The sequence below is a fragment of the Streptacidiphilus sp. MAP12-16 genome (assembly GCF_041262165.1).
Lineage (GTDB): Bacteria > Actinomycetota > Actinomycetes > Streptomycetales > Streptomycetaceae > Streptacidiphilus.
The window spans coordinates 113,718-134,757 of record NZ_JBGCBY010000009.1 but is presented as its reverse complement, the minus strand read 5'-3'; the positions used below and the strand labels follow the sequence as shown (position 1 = coordinate 134,757).

Here is a 21,040-nt window from a genome sequence, read left to right as displayed (position 1 = left end):
TCCGGCACACGATCAGGGCGGCTGGCCGCCCTGATCGTGTGCCGGGTACGGGGTCTGACGGTGCGTCGGTCAGTCGGCGTCGCGGGGGACGAAGAGCAGCCCCTTGGGGCTGATCAGCTTGACCGCGCCGGTGTTCACGGGCGTGACCACACCGGTGTGCGGGTCGACGACGCTGAGCGCGGGGTCGTTGGGGAGGTCGCCGGCCTTGGGCGCGGGCTGGCTGGCGAAGAGGGTGCCGTGGCGAACGTCCTCGGTGTCGGCCTTGTAGATCGTGCCGGCCTTCTGGTCGACCACGAAGAACACGCCGTCGCCGGAGACACGCTCGATGTCGTCGAGCTGCGGAGTGGCTGCGCCCTTGCTCGGCTGCTTGGCGTTGGTCAGGTTCAACACGCTCAGGGTGGGGTGCTTGTCCTTGAGATCGGTGACGAAGACCAGTTTGCTGTCGGCCTGCGCGTCCTGGATCAGGGTGCCGCCGTCGGGGCCCGGGAGCCAGCGGTTGGAGTCGGGGTCGGTCAGGCCGAGCGTGGCCGTCTTCGGCGCGCCCTTGGCCGGGTTGATGACGCGGGCGGTGTCGTTGACGCCGTATACGCGGGCCAGTTCGGCGGTGGTGCCGTGCAGCGTCACCGTGTAGGTGGCGGCGGCGTTGTTGGCGCCCGGTAGGGAGGGGTCCGGGTTGGAGTGCGCCACGAAGACTGTGCCGTCGGCGGCCACGGACAGGGCGTCGGTCCCGCCGTTGGTGCCGTCCGAGCCGGTCTGCGCCGGGCTCGGGCTGTAGCTGAAGTGTGTGACGACCGCGGACTTCTGGGTCGGTGTGATGGTGTAGAAGCTGGAGTTGAGGTCCTCGTTCACCGTCACCAGCAGGCGGTGGTGGCGCGGGTCGGCAGTCAGACCGTCGACCCGGCCGGGCAGTACCCAGTGGCGCTCCACCTTGCCGGTGCGCAGGTCGAAGCCGACGATGTCGGACGTGCTGCCTGCCGGGGTGCCGTCGGCGGCGGCGTTGTTCTGGAAGGCGACGTAGAGCACGTCGCCCAGGCGTGTCAGGTCGTCCGGGTTGCTGTAGCCGGCCGGGGCCGCGGCGAACACGTGCAGCTTCAGGGACGGAGCGGTCGATTTCGCCAGGGGATGGGCGATCGCGGCGGGAGCGGCCACGGCGGTGGCGGCGACAACGGCCGTGACCACGCCGAGGGCGGTGCGCAGGGTGCGCAGGGACATGGGTCACTCCAGCGGGCTCGTGGAGGGCAGCCCCGGCAACCGCCGGGACCGCCGCCACCCTGGATGACCCGGTGCGGGCTCGACAAGGGCCGCGCCCGATTCAGCAGCACTGTTCACCAATACTTTCACCGCACGCCACGCGCCGCTGATGCGGAGTCCGCAGCACCCTCCTAGAAGGCGCCGAGGACCTTGAAGTCCTGGCTGACGAAGATGTGGTGCGGCCAGTTGACGCCGATGTAGTGGACCTCGTACTCGCCGTTGCTCAGCTGCACCACCCGGTCCACGACGCCCCCTGGGTAGGCGGCCAGCGCAGCTTCCGTCGCCTTGTTCGCTGTAGTTCCGCTGACGATCGTCCCCGACCCCTCCGTGTAGTTCGCCGGGATCTGACCGACCCGCTTGGCCGTGCTCGGTGCACCGCGCTGGAACGGGACCACCCCTGCCGCCGAGGAAGCCGCAGATCCGCCGCCGTCATTCGGTTGCACGGTGACCTGCGTGGCCGTGATGGTCGTACCGTTGGTCGTCCCCAGTACGAGGACGCTCTTGCCTGTGGTGATCGCACTCGCCGAGGTCGAGCTGGTCCCGTTCTGATAGGTCGTGGTGGACGCCTCGTTGACGGTCACCTTCTGACCCGCTGATGTCGTGAGGGTGAAGCCCGACGTGGACACGCTGCCGACGGTGCCGGATGATCCCCCCGCGGCCGGTCCAGACCGTGCGTTGGACCCCCCGCCGCCGGATGCGGGACCTCCGCTGGAGCCGCTGCCGGGCACGGACTGCCCTGCTGATGCCGAAGGGGCCGGGGACGTGGCCGTTGCTGACGGGGACGTGGCTGTCGCCGAGGGGGACGTTGCGCAACCGGCGGCGAGTCCGATCACCGCACTCGTCAGCGCGGCGGCCACGATCCGTCCACTTCTCGTCTTCGGCAGCAATCGCCGTACCCTCGGCCGGCGTGCCTGGTGGGCCATGGCCACCGAGGCGGACCCGTCCGGCGAAGACGCCGGCGGGGGAGGCGGCGCAGCGCCGGCGCCGCTTGGACTTGCCGCAACCGACGGCCCTGACGGCGCGCTCGTCTCGTGGGGGCTTGTGGGGTCGTAATCGTTCATGATGCCGCTCCTCCTAGTGAGGCAGGTACCCACAGAGTGCGAGCCGTTCCTGAGAGGTCCATATAGGCGGCCTTTGATGTGACTGTGACTGCTCCGTGGCGCGCCGCCGAAGGGGCGGATGGGCCGGAGCGGATCAGTGCAGCAGCAGCCGCTGCATCCGGGGCAGGGCGATCCGCAGCCCGAGCACGCCCATCAGCACGAGATACACCACCGGGACCAGCAGCGCCGGGCCGACCTCGCCGAGAGCGGGCAACCGAATCAACTGGATGCTCTGGTAGAGCGGCAGGCACTCCACCGCGATCTGGATCGGCCGCGGGTACACGCCCAGTGGGTAGAAGGTGGTCGCGAACAGGAACATCGGCAGCATCGCCAGCTGGATGAACTGGAAGTCCGCCCAGTTCCGCAGGTAGGTGACCACGGCCAGGCCCACCGAGGCGAAGGCGAAGCCGACCAGCGCTGCGCCCGGGATCACCAGCAGGATCCAGACGGAGTGGATCAGGCCGAAGGCACCGACCACGGCCAGGAAGCCCAGGGTGATCAGCACTCCGCGAAGTAGCGCCCAGCAGACCTCGCCGACCGCGACGTCGTAGACCGTCATCGGGGTGGCCAGGATGGAATCGTAGACGCGCTGCAGCTTCAGCTTGGCGAACATGTTGAAGGTGGTCTCGTTCATCGCGCCGTTCATCGCCGCGGTGGCCAGCAGCGCCGGGGCGACGTAGACGGAGTAGCCGAGGTCGGCGCCGTCGGGGCCGAGGCCCGGGACACGGCCGACCAGTTGGCCGATGCCGACGCCGATGGTCAGCAGGTAGAGCATGGGCTCCAGCACCTCGGCGAGCAGCAAGTACCAGGTGTGGCGGTAGATCAGCAGATTGCGTTCGATGAGCAGCCCGGCGCGGGCGGGCGTGCCGAGGACCGAGGTGCTGACTGCGAGGGCCATTGCTGCTCCTATCCGTTCAGTCGGCGGGTGAAGGTGCGGCGGGCGGCCAGGTAACCCAGCAGGACCAGGGCGGCGAGGTAGCCGGTGTGCAGAGCCGTGCCCTGGGCCGTGGCGGTGCCGGCGACGATCGAGCGGCACAGAGCTATGCCCTGGTAGAGCGGGGTGCAGGCGATGATGCCGTGCAGCCAGCGCGGGAGCTGGTCGGTGGAGAAGAAGGTCCCGGAGAACATGTAGAGCGGCATCAGCACGAAGCGGAACACGCCGTTGATCCGGGCTTGCCGGGTCACCGTCACCGACCAGGCGGCGACCGGTGCCGAGAAGGCCATGCCGGTGAGTGTGGCTGCGGGGATCAGTAGCAGGGCGCGTAGCGGACCGGTGATGCCGAAGGCGGCGACGACAGCGGTGAACGCGGTGGCGCTGAGGGCCAGCCGGAAGGCCATGAACAGCAGATGGCCGCCGAGGATGTCGGCGGGGCTCATCGAGGTCGCGGCGGCGGCTCGGTAGTTGCCGCGCTCCCGGGCCGACTGGAACACCGGTCCGGCCGCCTCGATAAAGCCGGTCTGCATCGCCATGGCAGCCAGCAGTCCCGGAGCGAAGAAGGCGACGTAGGAGCTGCCGTGCAGATAGCTGCTGCCACCCCGGTCCACCAGCTTGCCGAGCCCGGCGCCGATGGCGGCCAGGAACAGCAGCGGGTTGGCCACGCTGATCACCACGGTGCCGCGCCAGGTGCGGCGGTAGCGGTGCAGCCAGTAACTGAACTCCCTCAGCAGCGGGGGCGGGGTGTGGGAGGGGACAGCGGCGGAGGGCGGCGAGGCGGCCGAGGCCATGGGGGCGGGTCCCTTCTAGTCGACGAGGGTTCGGCCGGTGAGGGTGAGGAAGACGTCCTCGAGGCCCGCCCTGCGGACCAGTGCGGTGGTCGGGACGATGCCGCGGGCGTGCACGGCGGCCAGGGTGGTTTCGCCGTCGCCGGCGTAGAGCAGCAGACGGTCCGGCAACGACTCCACCCGGTCGGCGAGGCCGTCCAGCTTCTCCGCCGCCATGGCCTGCTCGCCCGGCGGGAGGCGCAACTCAAGTACCTCACGACTGGCATGGCTCTCGATCAGCTGCCGCGGCGTCCCCTCGGCGACGATGCGCCCGCCGTCCATGACCACCAGGCGGTCGCACAACTGCTCGGCCTCGTCCATGTAGTGGGTGGTCAGGATCAGGCTGACGCCCTCCGCCTTGAGCTGGTACAGCCGCTCCCAGAGGAGATGGCGGGCCTGTGGGTCGAGGCCGGTGGTGGGCTCGTCCAGCAGCAGGATCTCGGGTTCGTTGACCAGGCCGCGGGCGATGGTGAGCCGCCGCTTCATGCCCCCGGACAGTGCCGAGACCTGGTCGTCGGCCTTGTCGGAGAGCCGGGCGAACTCCAGCAGCCGCTCGGCGCGCTCGCGGACCACGGCGCGGGGCAGCCCGAAGTAGCGCCCGTAGATCAGCAGGTTCTCCCTGACCGTCAGTTCCTCGTCCAGGGTGTCGTCCTGGGGGACGACGCCGATCCTGGCCCGAATCTCCGAGCCCCGGGTGGCCGCGTCCAGACCGAGGACCCGGAGCGTGCCGCCGCTGAGCGGGGAGACGCAGCTGATCATGCGCATCGTGGAGGACTTTCCGGCTCCGTTGGGTCCGAGGAAGCCGAAGGCCTCGCCCCGGGTCAGGGTGAAGTCGATACCGTCCACGGCGGTGAAGCCGGAGGGCTGGTAGACCTTGCGCAGCGACCGGGCCTCCACCAGGTGCTTCGTCGGATGGCCTGTCAATGGATCGTCTCCCGGCTGTCGGCGGCTCATGCGGACAGTCGTGAAGCTACTGGCGATCGACAGTTTCCAGCAATCTATTTACAGCTTTGAGAAAATTGTCGACGACTCGACCGTGTCCGCCACCCGGCAGGAGGCGCCTGCGACTGCGGCGCCCGGGCCGGAGGCGGAACCTTGAAGGGAGAGGGTCACTCCAGCTCAGGGAGCCCATCATGCGCAAGGGCATCGCCGTTGCCGCTACTGCGGGCGTTCTCGTTGTCGCGGGATGCGGGGGAAGCGCCCACATCGCCACCAAGCCCGTCGTTTCGGCCAGCGTCCCAGCTCCCGCGCCCACGAGCGCCGCCGCGCCCCCGGCCACTGCCACCGCACCCGCACCGGCGACCGTCGGCGACACCGTCACAGTCCGGGCCACACAGCAAGGCACCACAGTGAGCGTGACCCTGATCAAGGTCGTCAACCCGGCTCATCAGGGCCAGTACCAGGTCGCTCCCCAACCCGGCAAGCACTACCTCGCCCTCCAGTTCCGCGTCACCGACACCGGCAGCGCTGTCTACAGCGACGCCCCGGTCAACTGTGTCTCCGTCTTCGGCAGCACCGCAGAGCAGTACGCCCCCACCGTCATCTCGGACCTTGCCGAGGGCGCGTTGCTCGGCAGCGCCGGGGAACTGCGCCTCGGCCAACACGAGAGCGCGGTTGGCTATGTGGTCTTCGAGGTACCCGACGGCACCAAGCTCGCGAGGATCCTGTACATCCCGGACAGCGGCTATTCCACCGACGCCGCGGAGTGGACCGTCCCCTGACTCGCCAGGAGCGCCAAGAGAACTCACAGGGGCCCGGTGCGCGGCAGACGCCGGCGTTCGACGGCCCGTCGTTCACCGGGGTCACCAACAGGTGGCCGTGCGAAGATCCTGTGACCGCGCACGACCGCTGAGGAGGACGAGAGTGTTCGCGATTTCCCTGGGTGACGGAGCTGAGCTGCGGCCGCTGGAGCCCTGGCAGGCCGAGGAGTTCCTCGCCCACATGGACCGGGGCCGCGCATACATCGGCCGACACGTCGGGCTCCCCGACGTCGCGGCCGACCTCGACTCCGCGCGGAGCTGGCTGCAGTCGTACGCCGACAAGAGCGCCGCCGACACCGGCCGGTTGTACGGCATCTGGCTCGATGGGCTCCTCGTCGGCGGCGTCCTCTTCAGGGTCTTCGACGCAGGTACGGGCAACTGCGAGGCCGGTTGCTGGCTGGAACCGGCCGCAGTCGGACGCGGTCTGGTCACCCGTGCGGTACGCGTGATCATCGACTGGGCGATTCAGGAACGCGGAATGCACCGGGTGGAGTGGCTGGTGTCCTCCGAGAACACGCCGAGTATCAACGTGGCCAAGCGGCTCGGCATGAGCCTCGACGGAGTTCAGCGCGAGAACCACCCCTACCGGGGCGTACGGCAGAACACGGAGATCTGGTCGGTGCTCGCACCCGAGTGGCGTTCCAGGCAGCCCGGCGAAACCTCCAGGTCAAAGCGCTAGCGCGACGGGACTCAGCCCTGGGCTTCGTGGGGGTCGCGGTAGTACCGCGGTACCACTCCGGCTTCCCAGGTCAGCCCCTGGGTACCACGGGAAGCCGGGCCTGGCGCTCGTAGCGTTGAGAGTGAGCCAGGCCGGGAAGCCCCGGCACCCGAGCGCGAGGGATGATTTCGATGATCGAGGCGCATCAGCTGACGAAGCGGTACGGGGAGAAGACGGCGGTGGATCGGCTGGACTTCACGGTCAAGCCGGGTACGGTGACCGGTTTCCTGGGGCCGAACGGTGCGGGTAAGTCGACCACGATGCGGATGATCGTGGGGTTGGATGCGCCGTCGGGTGGGTCGGTGCGGGTCAACGGGCGTCGGTATGCCGAGCATGGTGCGCCGTTGCAGGAGGTGGGTGCGCTGCTGGAGGCGAAGTCGATCCATCCGGGTCGCTCTGCGTTCAACCATCTCAACACCCTGGCGCTGACGCATGGGATTGCGCGTCGTCGGGTGGAGGAGGTCATCGAGTTGACGGGCCTTCAGTCGGTGGCGCGGAAGCGGGCGGGGGCTTTCTCGCTGGGGATGGGTCAGCGTTTGGGGATCGCGGCGGCGTTGCTGGGGGATCCGGCGACGGTGATGTTGGACGAGCCGGTCAACGGTCTGGATCCGGAGGGTGTGCTGTGGATCCGCAACCTGCTGACGGGGTTGGCCGCCGAGGGCCGTACGGTGTTTGTGTCCTCGCATCTGATGAGTGAGATGGCGCTGGTGGCGGATCATCTGATCGTGGTGGGGCGCGGTCGGCTGCTGGCTGATACGACCGTGCACGGTCTGGTCAACCAGGCGGGTGGTGACACGGTGAAGGTGGCCAGTGAGGATCCGGCGCGGTTGCGTGAGGTGCTGGCGGGTCCGGGTGTGGAGATCACCGGCCGGGCGGGCTCGGAGGAGCTTGAGGTGGCCGGGATGGCGGCTCGGTCGATCGGGATGAAGGCGGCGGCGGCGGGGATCGCGTTGTTCGAGCTGACCCCGCGGACCGTCTCGCTGGAGGAGGCGTTCATGGAGCTGACCCGCGACGCCGTGGAGTACCACGGCGCCACCACCGTCGCCGGGGCCGTGCAGGCGCCGGAGACCCTTGAGACCGCCGGGAGCGCAGCATGAGTACCGTGACCACCCAAGCGCCCACGACCACGCCCGCACAGGCGGCACGTCCCCCCTACAAAGTGACCGGGCCCCGGGTCCTGCGCGCCGAGTGGGCCAAGTTCTGGTCGCTGCGCTCCACCTGGATCACCCTGGGCCTGGCGCTTGTCTTCATGCTGGCCTTCGGCCTGATCCGGTTGGCCCGCTACAAGTCGATGGTCACCGGCGGCCCGGTGAGCGGGGACCTTGCCACGGCCAACGCAGTCGGCCTGTCCCTCTTCGGGATCAACTTCGCTCAGCTGGCGTTGGGCGTCCTGGGCGTCCTTGTCACCGCCGGCGAGTATTCCACCGGGATGATCCGCTCGACGCTCGCCGCCGTCCCGCGCCGCCTGCCGGTGCTGTGGTCCAAGGCCGGCGTCTACGGCGTGGTCGCCCTGATCGTCGGGACCCTCGGCGCGTTCGCCGTTTTCCTGTTCGGCAGCGGCCTCGTCTCCGGAACCCCCGCCGCGCTCTCGCTGTCCGGCTCGGGCGTGCTGCGCAGCCTGCTCGGCGCGGGACTCTACCTCGGACTCATCGGCGTGATCGGCGTCGCCCTGGGCGCGCTGCTGCGCTCGGTCGCGGGCGGCATCGCCGTCCTGGTCGGCGCGCTCATGCTCGTCCCCGGCCTGGTCTCGCTGCTGCCGAGTTCCTGGCAGAACGATGTCAGCCAGTACCTGCCCAGCAACGCGGGCCAGTCGATGTTCGCCCTGCACCACGCCGCGAACACGCTCACCCCCGGAGCCGGCCTCGCCGTCTTCGCCGGCTGGACCGTGCTCGTACTGGCCGGCGCCGCCTACCGCCTGGTGCGCACCGACGCCTGAGCAAGGGCACCACCTGTGGATGAGGGTGACCTTGCCGCGAGCACGACGACGGCGCCGCCGGGCCTGAGGCTCGGCGGCGCCGCGCTGTTCCCCACCGGGCTATTGGTTCCAGACCTGGAACTCGGAGATCTGGCCGGCGGGCCAGCCGGTGTTGGCAGTGATGGTGGCCCGCCAGTACCGCTGCGAGGTCGCCGGGAAGGTGATCGTGACGGTGTTGTTGGCCGACGGGGTGAACGTGTAGGCGGCCGACGCCTTCACGGTGGTGAAGGTCGACCCGTCCGCCGAGCCGAGCAAGGAGAGCGTCTCGTCGCGCGCGCCCCACGTGGCGGGCAGCTGCAGCACCACCCTGCTCACGGACTGGGACGATCCCAGATCCACCTGGACCCACTGGGGGAACACGTTGTTCGCGCTCTCCCAGTACGAGTTCTGATTGCCGTCGGTCACGTTCGACGACGGATATACGTCGGTGTGCGACGACTCGCCGGTCGGCCTGCCGGCGGCGAGGTTGGTGCTGACGGTGCCGGTTCCCGTGCCGGACAACGCCACCGTGGTCGGGCTGTTCGACGCATTGCCGGTGACCGTCAAGGACCCGTTCCGGGTGCCCGACGCGGTGGGCGTGAAGCTGACGTTGACCGTGCAGGAGGCGTTCACGGCGATCGAGCTGCCGCAGTTGTTCGTCTGGCTGAAGTCACCAGACGCTGCGACCGAGGAGACCGACGCCGCTGCGGTCCCGGTGTTGGTCACCGTCACCGCTTGCGAGGCGCTGGTCGTGGACACGGCCTGGCTGGCGAACGTCAGCGACGACGGACTCGTCGTCAACGCGGCGGTTCCCCCGGTGCCGGTGGCGGCGAACTGCAGACTGTTCACGTTCCAGCCGCCGTTGTCCTCGTCGAGGGTCAGAACCTGTTGCCCCGCGGGCAGCGTCACCTGGGTGGTGACGGTGGCCCAGTTCTGCCACCCGCCGGTGGCGGGGATGTTGACGTTGCCGCTGAGGTTGGTTCCCGACGCGTTGGACAGGTGCAGGGCGTCGGTCACAGCGCCGGGAGCGGCAACTCTCATGCTGACCGTGTACGTTCCGGCCGTGGCGACGTTGATGCTGTAGCGGAACCACTGGCCGCCGGTGGTCCAGCCGACGTCGTAGCCGCCGCCGGTATCCGTGGTCGTCTCCAGATCGACGCCGTCGGCGCGGTAGCTGTTGCCGGTGCCGTTGACGGACGTGACGTTGTAGGCGATGCTCTGGCCGCCCGTGTCGTAGTTCTCCGCCTGGACGACGCCGGGGACAGCGGCGGCGCTGCCGCCGTACGGTCCTTCCGGGCTGCCACCCTGCCAGCTGTTGCTGCTCGCCGTGGCGGTGAAGCCGCTGGAGTTGTTGAGGAACGGCGACATCCCGGAGCCCAGGCCGGTGACGGTGTTACCGGTGATGGTGGCCGATCCCGTGGGCGCGGGATAGAACGGCGGTGCGATCACGATGCCGTTGCGCCATGGCGAGGTGACCGTGTTGTTCTGCAGGAGCGTGTTCGTGGACGTGGAGAAGCCGATGCCGTCGTACAGGGCATTGACGACGGTGTTGTTGGTGGCGGTGACGTGGTCGACCACACCGACGTTCTGGCCGTCGCCGCCATTGCCGATTTGCAGGGCCGGCTGGCCCTGGCTGTAGCCGTTGCCGCCGGACCGGACGATGACGTTGCCGTTGACTGTGGCGGTGAGCAGGTCGTTGCCGTTGACGCCGAAGCGGCCGGCGCCCAGGCCGATGTAGCGGGCGGTGTCGGCGATGTAGTTGAACTCGACGTCCTGGTTGCTGCCGCCGTAGATGCCGATGCCCTTGCCGCCCCACGGGGCGATTACGGTGTTGTGCGTCATCGTGATGTGCGACATGGGCGTGTAGTAGGTCTTGTTGCCGCTGGAGTCGGTGTTGTAGTTGACCGAGTTGATGGCCATTCCGTCGTCGCCGGTGCTCCGCACGAAGTTGTTGGTCGCGGTCAGGTTGTTGCCGACGGAGTTGTTCAGCGACACGTTGTTGAGGTTGATGCCGTCGGCCCAGATCGCGGTGAGGCGGCTGTTCTCGACCGTGCCGCCGGTGCCGGACGCCCAGAAGCCGGACTCGACGTGCTGGCTCCAGATGTCGTTGGCGACCCAGTTGGTGCCGGAGGTGTCCATGGCGCCGCCGCCGCCGTCGACGGTGGCGCGGCTGGTGGCATTGGAGTCGAGGTGGAAGTCCTGGACGTTGCAGGAGGTCAGGTCGAACAGGGCGGCCAGGCCGACGCTGTTGGGCAGCGGGACGTCACGGTAGATCGTGCTGTACCAGACTCCGGCACCGGCGATGGTGATGCCCTGGGCACTCAGGCCCGTCGTGCCCTTCAGGTAGAACGTTCCTGCGGGGATCCACAGAACCTTGTTCTGGGACTGGGCCTGGTTGATGCAGTTCTGGATGGCCCCGGTGCTGTCGACGGCGCCGCTGTCACCGGAACCGTTCGTCGGAGTGTTGTCGGCCACCGCGCCGCAGCTGGTGATGGAGATGGAGTTGGCCGGTTGGGCCACCGGCGGGGGCGGGTTCTCCACGTCGACGACGTCGATGTAGTAGAACGCGGCCGTGTTCGCGGCGTCCTTCTTCAGCGTCAGGGTGCTGCCGGGGGCGATCGGCGCGCCGGTGATGAACGTGTGCGACTCGTCGAAGTACTGTCGCGGGTTGCCGTCGGCCGGGTTCTGGCTGCTGCCGTTGTAGTTGCTGCTGTTCTCGTAGAACCAGCTCTGTTTCGAGTTGAGGTTCAGCGCCTGCCGGAACGTGCCGTCGACGTAGAGGTCGAGCGTCGCGGTGCTGCCACCGCCCGTTGCGGAGTCCGGGATGCTCTCGCGGACGTTGACCGCGCTGATCGGCGCGCCGGTGGTGTTCGTCCATTGAACGCTCTGTCCGGTGCCGGTGAGCTGTACGTACGCGTGGCCGGAGGCTTCCACCGCAGCACTCGAGTATTGGCTGGTCGGCGCGGAGGTCAACGACACGACGGTGGCGCCGCCGGCGAGCGTGCCCGCTTCGCCCTCGAAGCTGGTGAACGGCACCGTCGCCCCGACGCCGGTGGCCGCAGCGGCCGGTGCCGCGCTGAACGAGGCAAGCGTGTAGCCGGTGAGTAACGCCGCGACGGCCACACTCATCCAGCGGCGCGGGGCGAGGTTCGGTGTGCGTCTCATCGAGGGTCCTCCCTGGCTGTGCACACGGGGGTGGCAGGCGTGTGCTGAGAGGAAACGTAACCTGACGGATACTTAGGTGCAATACCTCGATATAATTACGCAATTCTATGACCCACTAGAAAAATTCCACGACACCTCGGTCGGGACTCGATCACGCGGGCGGCGGCACCGAAGCATCAAATCGAGTGAAACTACGACGAAATCAGACGTTTCTTCGCGGGGTGGCAGTGCTCAGGGGTCAATACTCAGGGATCTCGCTTCCTGGTACGCGCACTTGTGAGGAGCCACCGACATGCATGAGCCGCCCCAGGTTTCCCAGGCCGCACCCTGTCTGCCGACACGCAGGCGCCTGCTGGCCGGCGGGGCTGCGGCTCTCGCTGCCGCGCCGCTTCTCGCCGCAGCGCCGGCTTCGGACAGCTACGCGGCCACCCGCCGGGCTGCCCCGCCCATCGACGACGCGTGCGGTCCCCTCACTCCCGAGCGCGTCCTGAAGTATCTGGTCGCGGGGAATCGGCGTTGGGTCAGCGGGCGGCTCGTCCACCCGCACCAGACCGTGGCGCGGCGCGAGGCCGTGGCGGCGGAGCAGCACCCCCTTGCGACTGTCTTCTCGTGTATCGATTCGCGGGTACCACCGGAGATCGTCTTTGACCAGGGCGTCGGGGATCTCTTCGTGGTGCGCACCGCTGCCCAGACCAACGACGGCCTGGTGCAAGGCGCGGTGGAGTACGGGATCGAGGAGGCATTGACGCCCCTGCTTGTCGTGATGGGACATCAGCGCTGCGGTGCGGTCAGCTTCGTAGTGGAAACGCTCAACGCGGGCCGGGAGGCGCCCGCGCACCTGGAGGACGTCGTCGAGGCCCTGCGGCCGGCCTACGAGGCGGCCAAGCCGATCCCCGGCGACCAGGTGGACAACACCGTACGAGCGCAGATCCGCCTCACCGTGCGGCAGCTACGCCACGACGCCATCCTCGAGCCGCTCGAAGCCGAAGGCCGGGCCCGGATCGTCGGTGCGTACTACTCCCTGGACACCGGGGCTGTGGACTTCCGCGTGGAGTGATGCCCTGTGGGTCTCAATCAATGGGTCTCCACGAACCCGCATTCCGGCTGAGACGAATCCGCCCCGCCCAGGCGCCAGCGCGTCTGGGCGCACTGCCTGAGCGGGAGTTGACGCTGCCGCGTAGCACGCGCGTCTGCCCGTACCGAGCGGTGCACGCCACAGCGGGCGCATACGGGGGCGGGGTCACCTCGCGGGTGCCCCGCCCCCGAGCGGACTCATTTCATCTTCGGCATCTCGCCGACCGCCCTGGCCGTGTCGATCACCATGAACGCCGCGCCCTGCTGGTCGGTGAGTGCGGCGAAGCGGCCGAAGGGGCTGTCCATCGGCCCGCCGTGGACCTCCCCGCCGAGCTTCTTCGCCTTGGCGACCGCCTCGTCGCAGTCGTCCACGCTGAAGTAGACCCGGATGTGGGAAGGGGTCTGCGGCTCCAGGTCGGCGCCCGTCTTCATCCGGCCGAGGACCGGATTCTCCGCGCCGGCCAGGCTGAACGCCTTGTAGTCCATCTCGGCCGCCGCGGGGTCGCCGCCCGTCTCCATCTCCTGGGAGCTGTACGGGAAGACCTTCGTCAGGAACGCGTCGGCCTTGCTCGGCTCCCGGGTGGCCAGCTCCGCCCAGCAGTACGAGCCCACCTCGCCGACCTTCTCGAAGCCCTTGTGGTCGCCCGGCTGCCAAACGCCGAAGACCGCGCCTGTGGGCTCCGTAGCGATCGCCATCGAGCCGAAGGTGCCCACCTGCATCGGCTCCATCAGCACCGCGCCGCCCGCGGCCTTGATCTTCTCAGCGGTGGCGGCTACGTCGGGGGAGGCGAAGTAGAGCGTCCACTGCGAGGCCGGCTCGTCGGCCCCCGGCATCGGCGGGACGACGGCCGCGACCGCCTTGCCGCCGGAGTAGGCCTGCGTGTAGTTGCCGAACTCGCTGACGGCGTCGCCGAAGGTCCAGCCCAGCACTTCGCCGTAGAACGCCTTGGCGCCCTCCACGTCCTTGAACATGGCGTCCGCCCAGCAGGGCGCGCCTTCCGGGAACTCAGTCATCATCGACTCCGTGTCCTCTGTATGTCCTGTACGCCGGTTTGTTCCACCCTAGGGGCGTCGACGCGTCAAGCCCGCGCAGACCCGGCCGACGCGCCGGGCCGGATCGGACGTGTGCGGTGCGACCCGTCCCACGGTGAGGCCCGGCCTGGCGCTTCGACGGCGAGCCGTCGTATGTCGCCTGGTCTTCCCGGGCAACGGCCGTTTCCCTGCTGGTCACACTGCTGTCGGCCGTCACCGGTAGGCTGCTTGGACAAGTCGGGTTCCGGGCTTCCGTGCCGGACGGGCCCTGGTGGCAACCGGCCTATGGAAGGTGTGCACGTGTCAAGGGCTGTGGGTCAGACGGGTCCTGCAGGTGAGGATGGCAAGCCCGACCCGCTCGGTGTGGGGTGGCTCGTACTGGTGTACAAGGTGCCTGCGGAGCCGACCCGGCTGCGCGCGGGGGTGTGGCGGAAGATCAAGGGCATGGGGGCCATCTACCTGCAGAACTCGGTGGCGGCCCTGCCACAGAGCACCAGTGCCGAACGTTCGCTGCGGGTGCTGCGCAACGAGATCACCGAGATGGGCGGCAGCGCCTCGCTGCTGGTGTCGCAGGTGCTGGCGGGCGGCGCGGAGATCGAGCAGGCGTTCAAGGCGGCCCGTGACGACGAGTACGAGGAGATCGTCGACCGGTGCGAGGATTTCCTCCGGCAGATCGAGAAGGAGTACCAGGCGGAGCACTTCACCTACGCGGAGTTGGAGGAGAACGACGAGGACCTGGTGAAGCTGCGCAACTGGTTCGCGAAGGTGCGGGACCGCGATGTGCTGGGCGCCTCGGGCGTGGCAGCGGCCACCGCGGCGCTGGAGAAGTGTGAGCAGGTCCTCGACGAGTACGCAACCCGCGTCTACGCCGAGGAGGGGGAGGGCCGCTGAGGCGGCTTCCTCCCCCTCCTGTCGGTCAGCTCTGACGGGCGGCCAGCATGACCCGGCGCACGGAGAGCCCGAGCAGCACGGCGACCACGATCGGGAGCAGCCACCAGGCGTTCACACCGGCGTGGACCAGGCCGGCCGTGGCGCCGAGGCCGACGACCACGCCGAGTGCCACTCTCCAGTCGTCGCCGACGATGAAGTCGTACCAGAACATGACGAAGGAGCGGATCCAGTTCATCGCAGGGTACCTTCCACGGGTGCGCTTACGGCTGCGGTCGGGACGGCGGTGCCGGCGGCTGCGCCGGTCCGGCGCAGCAGTGCGGTGTAGCCGATCGCGAGTAGCGCCACCGACGGGATGAGGACCAGCAGCGCCGCGTCGGTGCCCGGCCAGGTGACGCCCGCGCCTTCGGCGGACCAGAAGATGCCGAAGGCGGTGAGCATGGTGCCGACCGCGAACTTCATGGTGTTCTCCGGGACGCGGGCCAGAGGCGCGCGGACCGCGATGCCGGCGGCGGTGACCAGCACGACTGCCGCTGCCGCGCCAAGGACGGCGGTCGGGATGTCGTGCTGGTTGTTGCCGAAGGTGACGACGATGAAGGCGACTTCGAGCCCTTCGAGGAAGACGCCCTTGAAGGAGAGGGTGAACGCGTACCAGTCGCGGACGATGCCGCGGCCTCCGGCACCGGCGGCCTGGGCGGCGGCGACCTCCTTGGCGTAGGCCTCGGTCTCGTCGTGCAGGGCCTTGAAGCCGGATCCGCGCAGCACGGCCTTGCGAAGCCACTGCAGGCCGAAGACGAGCAGCAGGGCGCCGACGACCAGGCGCAGGGCGCCGAGCGGGAGCAGGCCAATGGCCGGTCCGAGTGCGGAGACGGTGACGGCCAGGACGAGCAGGGCGGACACGGTGCCCTGGACGGCTGAGCCCCAGTGCCGGCTGGTGCCGGCGGCCAGGACGATGGTCACCGCTTCGACGGCCTCGACGGCGCAGGCCAGGAAGACTGTGAGGAAGAGAACGTAGGAGGTCATGCGGTGCCCCCTGGAGTGATTGCGGGGTGACGGGGTGTCATGAGACCTCCAGCGATGTGCGGGTGGATACGGGCTCCGGCGAGTGCACGGGAGCCGGGGTGGGCGAAGGCTGCGGATCGGGGAACGCAAAGCAGCCTTCGGGGTCGAGTCGCAGGTGGACCTGCGTACCCCGAGGGTGGGCCAGGCGGTCGAAGACGCCGGTCAGCCGGGTGCCTCCGGGGAGTTCCAGTACGTGGTCGTAACCACGGCCGCGGTAGGCGGTGTCCACGACCGTCCCGGTCAGGTTCCCGGTCGCGGCCTCGGTGGCGGCCCCGGTGGTACCGACGAGGGTGACCGCGGCCGGGCGGATGAGGAGCCGGAGCGCCGCGCCCGCCGGAACCGAGTCCCGGGAGCCGGCCAGGACCACTCCGGCGCCGGTGCGCACGGATACGCTCCGTTCGTTCGAGGCAGCTGTCGCCTGTCCGGTGAGCTCACCCGCCAGTCCGGTGAACCGGGCCACGAAGGGTGATGCGGGGCGGTGGTAGACGTCCTCCGGCGAGCCGAGCTGGACCAGCCGGCCGCCTTCGAGGACGCCGATCTCGTCGGCCAGGGCGAATGCCTCGGCCTGGTCGTGGGTGATGTAGACAACTGTGGCACCGCTCTCGCGGGTGAGCGTGGAGATCTCCACGCGCAGCCGCTCGCGGAGGTCCGCGTCGAGGTTGGACAGCGGCTCGTCGAAGAGCAGCAGTCCGGGTTCGGCGACCAGAGCGCGGGCGAGGGCGACGCGCTGCTGCTGTCCGCCCGAGAGCTGGTGCGGGTACTGCGCTGCGTGCTCGCGCAGTCCGACCCGGTCCAGCGCGGCGTCCACGCGCCTGCGGGCCTCCTGGTCGGCCAGCCGACGCCGGCGCAGCGCGTAGCCGACGTTCGCCGCGGCACTCATGTGCGGCCACAAGGCGTAGTCCTGAAAGACCATCGCCAGGTCACGGCGATCCGGAGGGAGATGCGTCCGTCCGTGGGCCAGGAGGCGGTCGCCCAGGTGGATGCCTCCGGTGTCGGCCCGTTCGATCCCGGCCAGGCAGCGCAGCAGCGTGGTCTTGCCGGAGCCGGAGGGTCCGAGCAGGACCAGGAAACGTCCCGGTTGCACGCAGAACGAGACCTCGCGCAGGACGCGGGAACCGCCGAAGGACTTGCTCAGCCCTTCGACGCGAAGGTGGGATGTCATGCCACGGCCTCCAGGCGGTGGGCGGCGGGCAGCAGCAGGCGTAGCGCGCCCAGGGCGGTGGCGATCAGTGCCAGCACGCCGGCGACGACCAGGACCGTCATCGCGGCGCCCGCTCCCAGGTCGTAGCCCTGAAGTTGGCGGGTGATCGCAACGGACAGCGGTTCGTTCCCGGGCGGGGCCAGCAACTGCGAGACGGGCAGTTCCAGCAGGGTTCCGCAGAAGGCGATCAGCCAGGTCCACACCAGGGAACCGGCAACCAGCGGGAGTACTGCTCCGGTCCATGCCGGTACCGCGGAGCGTCCGTGGGTGCGGGCCGCCCACAGCAGGGAGTCGCTGACCTGGCCGAGGGATCCGGACAGCAGGCGGGCGGCGGAAGGCAGGGCCCCGGCGAGGTAGCCGAGAACCAGCAGCGTGGTCGTGCCGTACAGGTTCAGGCCCAACCGGGAGGCGATCGGCAGGTTGTAGGTGAAGATGTAGCCGCTGGCCAGCAGTACGGACGGCAGCGCGACCGCTGCCAGCAGCAGCAGATCCAGCACGCGGCCGGCGCCTCCCGAACCGCGCCGGGCCAGCGCCCGGCCGGCGACCGCGCCGAAGACCACCGCCGCGCAGGCGGTGATCGCGGCGAGCCGCGCGGAGTAGCCCAGTGCTGTGACCATCTCGCTCGAGTGCAGCACGTGCCGGAAGTTGTCCAGGCCGAGCCCGGCTGCACTCACCCTGCCCGCGGAGGGCAGCATGGAAGCGGCCCCTGCCCCGAAGGCCGGCACGCCCAGCGCGATGGCGAAGAACCCGGCGATACCGGTCAGAGCCAGCAGGTGGCCTGCTGGTGACAGGCGGATCCGCACCGCCGGGCGGGTCCGCCCGGACAGGACCGCGAAGCTGCGTCCGCGAAGCGAGCGGCGCTGGGCGAGCAGGGCGAGGGCGACCAGTCCGAGCAGCAGCCAGCCCATCGCCGAGGCCATCGGGAACTGCGCCGGGAAGGTGGAGATGGACTGTTCCATGGCACCGGTGGCCAGTGGGAAGTTCGCCTGTGCGGCGAGGGTGGCGGCCACTCCGTAGTCGCTGATCGACTCGGCGAAGACGATCGCGAATCCGGCCCACAGTCCGGGAGCAAGGATGGGCAGCAGCAGCCGGAGGGTGGCCGCGCGGCTCGCGCCGTGGGTGCGGGCGGCGTCCTCGAACTCCCGCCCCATGCCGCGCACCAGCGCGGACACGGCGAGATACGCGAAGGGCACGCCGCGCGAGGCGAGCACCCAGACCACGCCGAACGGGCCGAAGACCACTCCCTGGAGTGCCGTCGGATCATGGCCGAGCATCCTGGCGAGCACGCCCTGGGGCTCGACCAGCCAGGTCCATCCCAAGGATTCCAAGTAGGAGGGCGCCAGCAGCAGCGCCCACAGCAGCAGCCTCCACAAGCCTCGCCCGGCGACGGTGGTGCGCTCGGTGAGCCAGGCCAGCGCGGTGGCGATGGCAGTGGCCAGTGCGGCGGCGCCCACGCCGACCAGGCACGTGTCCAGCAGCGCGTGGGCGGTCCACCCGGTCAACACCTGGCGGAACGCGTCCAGGCTGAACCAGGAGTCGCCCTGCGCGAACGTCCGAGGCGTCACGGCGACCAGCAGAAACCCGGCCACCGGCAGCAGCAGCACGGCGCCGAACAGCAACCACGGCAGTGAGCGGGCGAGCGCTGCCGGCCCGTGCCCTGCGGAGCGACGGAGCGCCGCCCCGGCCGCGCCCAGTGCGCGCGGCCGGGGAGCGATGGTGGTGTCGACCATGACTCAGCGCACGATCGTGTTGGTGAACCAGGAGTTGATGCCGCCCTCCTTGGGGCCCCAGGTGTACGGGTCGATCGCCTGGGTGGGCACCGTGGACAGGGCGGGGAGTTCCGGGTCCGGCTGGACGCCCTGAACGATCGGCCAGAACAGCGAGTCGCCGTGGCGGTCGCCGGTCAGCATGGCCTGCTGGCCCTGAGTGCTGAGCACGAAGGTCGCGAACTGCTCGGCCTCGGCACGGACCTGAGCCGGTGCCTTGGCGTCGATGCCGAGCACGCTGGGAAGCGAGGTCACCTTGGGCAGATAGACCGTCTTGAGGTGGGGGTTCTTGATGCCGGTGGCGATTCCGGCCGAGCTCTGGACCAGGGCCGCCTTGATCTGACCGTTCTGCAGGGCGTGCAGGGTGTCGTCGTTGGTCTGGAAGACGTGCAGGCCGTTGCTCTTCAAGCCGGTGTAGAACGCCTGACCCTGGCTGTCGCCGCCGAGTTGGTTGAACATCCCGGCGACGAAGGGGTAGGTCGGGCCGGACACGGACGGGTCGTTCATGCCGATCGCGCCCTTCCAGGCCGGGGTCAGCAGTTCCTGCCAACTGGTGGGCGGGTTGGGCGTCCTGCTCACGTCGTAGACCAGGGCGGCGGTCACCGTCAGCCCGGTGGGCACATAGCTCTTGTCGGCGGGGACGACAGCCTGTCCGGCGGCGGTCAGGGTTGCGCTCGGCTGATAGCCCTTGAGCAGCATCCCGGCCTTGTCGAGAGCCGCGAACGCCTCGTCCCCGTCCACCCAGAGCACACCCCAGCTCGGGTTGCCCTGCTCGGCCTGGACCCGCGCGAGCAGCGGGCCGGTGCTGTCGTCCACCAGCTTGGTCGGGATGCCCGTAGCCTTCTGGAAGGCATCGGTCACGGTCTTGTCATAGCCCTGGGCCGAGTACACGACCAACGGCACCGGAGCCGAGCTCGCTGAGGGGGTCGCCGCTTGGCTCGACCCGCCGCAGCCGGTGGCAGCCCCGCCCACCAGAGCCGCGACGACCGCAGCCAGGGCGGCGCGCTTCCGCTGCGCGGTTACTACTGTTCGAAGAGACATGTTCGCTCCAGCACGTTGTGATTCTAACGACGGTTAGAACCGTGGAGTGACAGGTGAAACTTCAACCGTTCCCTACGGTGGACGTCTCGTGAACTGGGCACGAACATGTCGGTTGCAGCAAGCCCGAAGCGCGGGGATGCAAAGGTGACCATGACCGGAGCTCGGCGGAGTACCGTACGTGCATGGCCCGCGGACGCAGCGCGTACAGCCAGGCGCTTTCCACATTCGATCAGGCGGCGATTCTCGCGTCGCTCAGCGACGACGTGACGATCCGGGTCGCCGTTCACGACGAGCCGCTCAGCGGCAAGGACACCGCAGACTTCCTGTTCGGAGTCCTGACCGAGGAGTTGGCCCCCTTCGAGCTGGTCGAGGAGATCATAGAAGGGGACAAGAGTGTCATTCTGTTCGAGACCTCGTTGCGCGGAGTGCCGGCGCACGGGCTGAACGTTGTCGCGTACCGACCCGACGGACTCGTCGGCGAATTGACAGTCTTCTTCCGTCCGCTTGCTGCGCTCCAACTCGTCGCCGAAGTCATCGGTGGCCACATGGCGCAGCGCTTTGGTCCTGTCCAGGGATTGCACTGAACGACCGGCTCGGACGGGTACTAGGTGCTGTGCATCAGGGCGACCGACGGGATGCAGGCGGTCGGCGCGTTCTGCGGCGGGTCGTCGGCGGCACAGCGGACCCTCGACGCGCGTTGCACACAGCGGTCGAAGGCTCCCGGCCCGCCGGGAGCCTTCGACCCTGGTATCAGAGGATGGCGGTGAGCAGGCGCAAAACAACTCCGAGCAATTCCGCGAGCATGGGGGTCTCCGTTCTGTGAGATCCGGGCCCTGCACGGGCGAGACGGATCGTTCGTTTTGTAGGTAGGCACGTGCCGGAGCTGTGTCCCGGCGTCGAGCGGCGGCTTTGGAGCATGCCGCTGCGCGGAGCACACGGGAGAGCGCCCCTCGACGAGCTCGACCCTAGGGCGCGGACGTGGTCCGCGCCCGTCGGTGAGGGCCGAATGCGTCCCCGGCGTCGCTCGCTCGGGCGTGTTGAGTACTGCGTTTGGCAGTACTCCTTGCCTCAGTCGGCGATGAGATCAGAGTCGTTGCCTTCAGCGTCGGCGAACGTCGTCCAGTTCCTTGAGGGCAGGCAGGCTCAGATGGCGGTGCGGCCGCCGTCGACGGCGACGGTCGCACCGTAGCCGGCCTTCGACGAGACGAGGAACGCGACGACCTCGGCGATCTCGGCGGGTTCGGCCGCGCGCTTCATCACGCTGGTC

General features: G+C 69.1%; 19 protein-coding genes. 7 read left to right on the top strand and 12 right to left on the bottom strand.

Annotated elements, in window-relative coordinates; translation table 11 throughout:
• Positions 1 to 69: 69 nt before the first annotated feature.
• The 5 genes from ABIA33_RS14275 to ABIA33_RS14255 all read right to left on the bottom strand — a co-directional run bounded on the left by ABIA33_RS14275 (position 70) and on the right by ABIA33_RS14255 (position 5,066).
• Complete coding sequence (locus ABIA33_RS14275) at positions 70 to 1,212, bottom strand: hypothetical protein (protein WP_370081220.1); 1,143 nt, start codon at positions 1,210 to 1,212, stop codon at positions 70 to 72.
• 170 nt (positions 1,213 to 1,382) lie between these two features.
• Positions 1,383 to 1,877 carry a hypothetical protein gene (locus ABIA33_RS14270; protein ID WP_370081218.1) on the bottom strand — a complete coding sequence of 165 codons (495 nt, stop codon included), beginning with the start codon at positions 1,875 to 1,877 and terminating at the stop codon, positions 1,383 to 1,385.
• 568 nt (positions 1,878 to 2,445) lie between these two features.
• Complete coding sequence (locus tag ABIA33_RS14265) at positions 2,446 to 3,249, bottom strand: ABC transporter permease (RefSeq protein WP_370081216.1); 804 nt, start codon at positions 3,247 to 3,249, stop codon at positions 2,446 to 2,448.
• Positions 3,250 to 3,257: 8 nt separating this feature from the next.
• The gene (locus ABIA33_RS14260) at positions 3,258 to 4,076 is read right to left on the bottom strand and encodes an ABC transporter permease (protein ID WP_370081214.1); all 819 of its coding nucleotides are present in this window, start codon (positions 4,074 to 4,076) and stop codon (positions 3,258 to 3,260) included.
• Between the two features lie 15 nt (positions 4,077 to 4,091).
• Positions 4,092 to 5,066, bottom strand: coding sequence for an ABC transporter ATP-binding protein (locus ABIA33_RS14255; protein WP_370081212.1), 975 nt, complete (start codon positions 5,064 to 5,066; stop codon positions 4,092 to 4,094).
• A gap of 179 nt (positions 5,067 to 5,245) precedes the next feature.
• Between ABIA33_RS14255 and ABIA33_RS14250 the strand changes: the two genes are divergently transcribed.
• From ABIA33_RS14250 to ABIA33_RS14235, 4 genes are all read left to right on the top strand, one after another.
• Positions 5,246 to 5,833 (top strand): hypothetical protein, encoded by a 588-nt coding sequence (locus ABIA33_RS14250; protein ID WP_370081210.1) that lies wholly within the window; start codon positions 5,246 to 5,248, stop codon positions 5,831 to 5,833.
• A gap of 142 nt (positions 5,834 to 5,975) precedes the next feature.
• Entirely contained in the window at positions 5,976 to 6,551 is a 576-nt protein-coding gene (locus ABIA33_RS14245) for a GNAT family N-acetyltransferase (RefSeq protein WP_370081208.1), read from the top strand.
• A 170-nt stretch (positions 6,552 to 6,721) separates the two neighbouring features.
• The gene (locus ABIA33_RS14240; RefSeq protein WP_370081205.1) at positions 6,722 to 7,687 is read left to right on the top strand and encodes an ABC transporter ATP-binding protein; all 966 of its coding nucleotides are present in this window, start codon (positions 6,722 to 6,724) and stop codon (positions 7,685 to 7,687) included.
• Entirely contained in the window at positions 7,684 to 8,526 is an 843-nt protein-coding gene (locus tag ABIA33_RS14235) for an ABC transporter permease (RefSeq protein WP_370081203.1), read from the top strand. The genes ABIA33_RS14240 and ABIA33_RS14235 overlap by 4 nt, the downstream gene beginning before the upstream one ends.
• A gap of 99 nt (positions 8,527 to 8,625) precedes the next feature.
• Here ABIA33_RS14235 and ABIA33_RS14230 read toward each other — a convergent pair whose 3' ends face one another.
• Positions 8,626 to 11,709, bottom strand: a complete 3,084-nt coding sequence (locus ABIA33_RS14230; RefSeq protein WP_370081201.1) for a carbohydrate-binding protein — start codon at positions 11,707 to 11,709, stop codon at positions 8,626 to 8,628.
• A 292-nt stretch (positions 11,710 to 12,001) separates the two neighbouring features.
• Here ABIA33_RS14230 and ABIA33_RS14225 point away from each other — a divergent pair, with 292 nt between their 5' ends.
• On the top strand, positions 12,002 to 12,766 hold the full coding sequence (locus ABIA33_RS14225; RefSeq protein WP_370081199.1) for a carbonic anhydrase: 765 nt from the start codon (positions 12,002 to 12,004) through the stop codon (positions 12,764 to 12,766).
• 215 nt (positions 12,767 to 12,981) lie between these two features.
• Here the strand turns inward: ABIA33_RS14225 and ABIA33_RS14220 are convergent, their stop codons facing one another.
• Complete coding sequence (locus ABIA33_RS14220) at positions 12,982 to 13,797, bottom strand: VOC family protein (RefSeq protein ID WP_370081600.1); 816 nt, start codon at positions 13,795 to 13,797, stop codon at positions 12,982 to 12,984.
• Positions 13,798 to 14,196: 399 nt separating this feature from the next.
• Here ABIA33_RS14220 and ABIA33_RS14215 point away from each other — a divergent pair, with 399 nt between their 5' ends.
• Positions 14,197 to 14,706, top strand: a complete 510-nt coding sequence (locus tag ABIA33_RS14215) for a Chromate resistance protein ChrB (RefSeq protein WP_370081197.1) — start codon at positions 14,197 to 14,199, stop codon at positions 14,704 to 14,706.
• Positions 14,707 to 14,731: 25 nt separating this feature from the next.
• On the opposite strand, the gene ABIA33_RS14210 is transcribed toward ABIA33_RS14215, so the two are convergent.
• From ABIA33_RS14210 to ABIA33_RS14190, 5 genes are read right to left on the bottom strand one after another with little or no spacing between them, the layout of a single operon-like run.
• Positions 14,732 to 14,941: a hypothetical protein gene (locus tag ABIA33_RS14210; RefSeq protein ID WP_370081195.1), complete on the bottom strand. Its 210-nt coding sequence runs from the start codon at positions 14,939 to 14,941 to the stop codon at positions 14,732 to 14,734.
• Positions 14,938 to 15,726 carry a COG4280 domain-containing protein gene (locus ABIA33_RS14205; RefSeq protein ID WP_370081193.1) on the bottom strand — a complete coding sequence of 263 codons (789 nt, stop codon included), beginning with the start codon at positions 15,724 to 15,726 and terminating at the stop codon, positions 14,938 to 14,940. The genes ABIA33_RS14210 and ABIA33_RS14205 overlap by 4 nt, the downstream gene beginning before the upstream one ends.
• A 37-nt stretch (positions 15,727 to 15,763) precedes the next feature.
• Complete coding sequence (locus tag ABIA33_RS14200) at positions 15,764 to 16,927, bottom strand: ABC transporter ATP-binding protein (RefSeq protein WP_370081191.1); 1,164 nt, start codon at positions 16,925 to 16,927, stop codon at positions 15,764 to 15,766.
• On the bottom strand, positions 16,924 to 18,696 hold the full coding sequence (locus ABIA33_RS14195; protein WP_370081189.1) for an ABC transporter permease: 1,773 nt from the start codon (positions 18,694 to 18,696) through the stop codon (positions 16,924 to 16,926). Before ABIA33_RS14195 ends, ABIA33_RS14200 begins: the two co-directional genes overlap by 4 nt.
• 3 nt (positions 18,697 to 18,699) lie before the next feature.
• Positions 18,700 to 19,773 carry an ABC transporter substrate-binding protein gene (locus ABIA33_RS14190; RefSeq protein WP_370081187.1) on the bottom strand — a complete coding sequence of 358 codons (1,074 nt, stop codon included), beginning with the start codon at positions 19,771 to 19,773 and terminating at the stop codon, positions 18,700 to 18,702.
• 182 nt (positions 19,774 to 19,955) lie between these two features.
• Here ABIA33_RS14190 and ABIA33_RS14185 point away from each other — a divergent pair, with 182 nt between their 5' ends.
• Positions 19,956 to 20,357 carry a hypothetical protein gene (locus tag ABIA33_RS14185; protein ID WP_370081185.1) on the top strand — a complete coding sequence of 134 codons (402 nt, stop codon included), beginning with the start codon at positions 19,956 to 19,958 and terminating at the stop codon, positions 20,355 to 20,357.
• The last annotated feature ends 683 nt before the right edge of the window (positions 20,358 to 21,040 follow it).

What these genes read in the sequence shown, in the direction of transcription:
- ABIA33_RS14275 (WP_370081220.1), bottom strand. Translation starts at nt 1,212, where the DNA reads ATGTCCCTGCGCACCCTGCGCACCGCCCTCGGCGTGGTCACGGCCGTT.
- ABIA33_RS14265 (WP_370081216.1), bottom strand. Translation starts at nt 3,249, where the DNA reads ATGGCCCTCGCAGTCAGCACCTCGGTCCTCGGCACGCCCGCCCGCGCC.
- ABIA33_RS14260 (WP_370081214.1), bottom strand. Translation starts at nt 4,076, where the DNA reads ATGGCCTCGGCCGCCTCGCCGCCCTCCGCCGCTGTCCCCTCCCACACC.
- ABIA33_RS14255 (WP_370081212.1), bottom strand. Translation starts at nt 5,066, where the DNA reads ATGAGCCGCCGACAGCCGGGAGACGATCCATTGACAGGCCATCCGACG.
- ABIA33_RS14250 (WP_370081210.1), top strand. Translation starts at nt 5,246, where the DNA reads ATGCGCAAGGGCATCGCCGTTGCCGCTACTGCGGGCGTTCTCGTTGTC.
- ABIA33_RS14240 (WP_370081205.1), top strand. Translation starts at nt 6,722, where the DNA reads ATGATCGAGGCGCATCAGCTGACGAAGCGGTACGGGGAGAAGACGGCG.
- ABIA33_RS14235 (WP_370081203.1), top strand. Translation starts at nt 7,684, where the DNA reads ATGAGTACCGTGACCACCCAAGCGCCCACGACCACGCCCGCACAGGCG.
- ABIA33_RS14230 (WP_370081201.1), bottom strand. Translation starts at nt 11,709, where the DNA reads ATGAGACGCACACCGAACCTCGCCCCGCGCCGCTGGATGAGTGTGGCC.
- ABIA33_RS14225 (WP_370081199.1), top strand. Translation starts at nt 12,002, where the DNA reads ATGCATGAGCCGCCCCAGGTTTCCCAGGCCGCACCCTGTCTGCCGACA.
- ABIA33_RS14220 (WP_370081600.1), bottom strand. Translation starts at nt 13,797, where the DNA reads ATGACTGAGTTCCCGGAAGGCGCGCCCTGCTGGGCGGACGCCATGTTC.
- ABIA33_RS14210 (WP_370081195.1), bottom strand. Translation starts at nt 14,941, where the DNA reads ATGAACTGGATCCGCTCCTTCGTCATGTTCTGGTACGACTTCATCGTC.
- ABIA33_RS14205 (WP_370081193.1), bottom strand. Translation starts at nt 15,726, where the DNA reads ATGACCTCCTACGTTCTCTTCCTCACAGTCTTCCTGGCCTGCGCCGTC.
- ABIA33_RS14200 (WP_370081191.1), bottom strand. Translation starts at nt 16,927, where the DNA reads ATGACATCCCACCTTCGCGTCGAAGGGCTGAGCAAGTCCTTCGGCGGT.
- ABIA33_RS14195 (WP_370081189.1), bottom strand. Translation starts at nt 18,696, where the DNA reads ATGGTCGACACCACCATCGCTCCCCGGCCGCGCGCACTGGGCGCGGCC.
- ABIA33_RS14190 (WP_370081187.1), bottom strand. Translation starts at nt 19,773, where the DNA reads ATGTCTCTTCGAACAGTAGTAACCGCGCAGCGGAAGCGCGCCGCCCTG.
- ABIA33_RS14185 (WP_370081185.1), top strand. Translation starts at nt 19,956, where the DNA reads ATGGCCCGCGGACGCAGCGCGTACAGCCAGGCGCTTTCCACATTCGAT.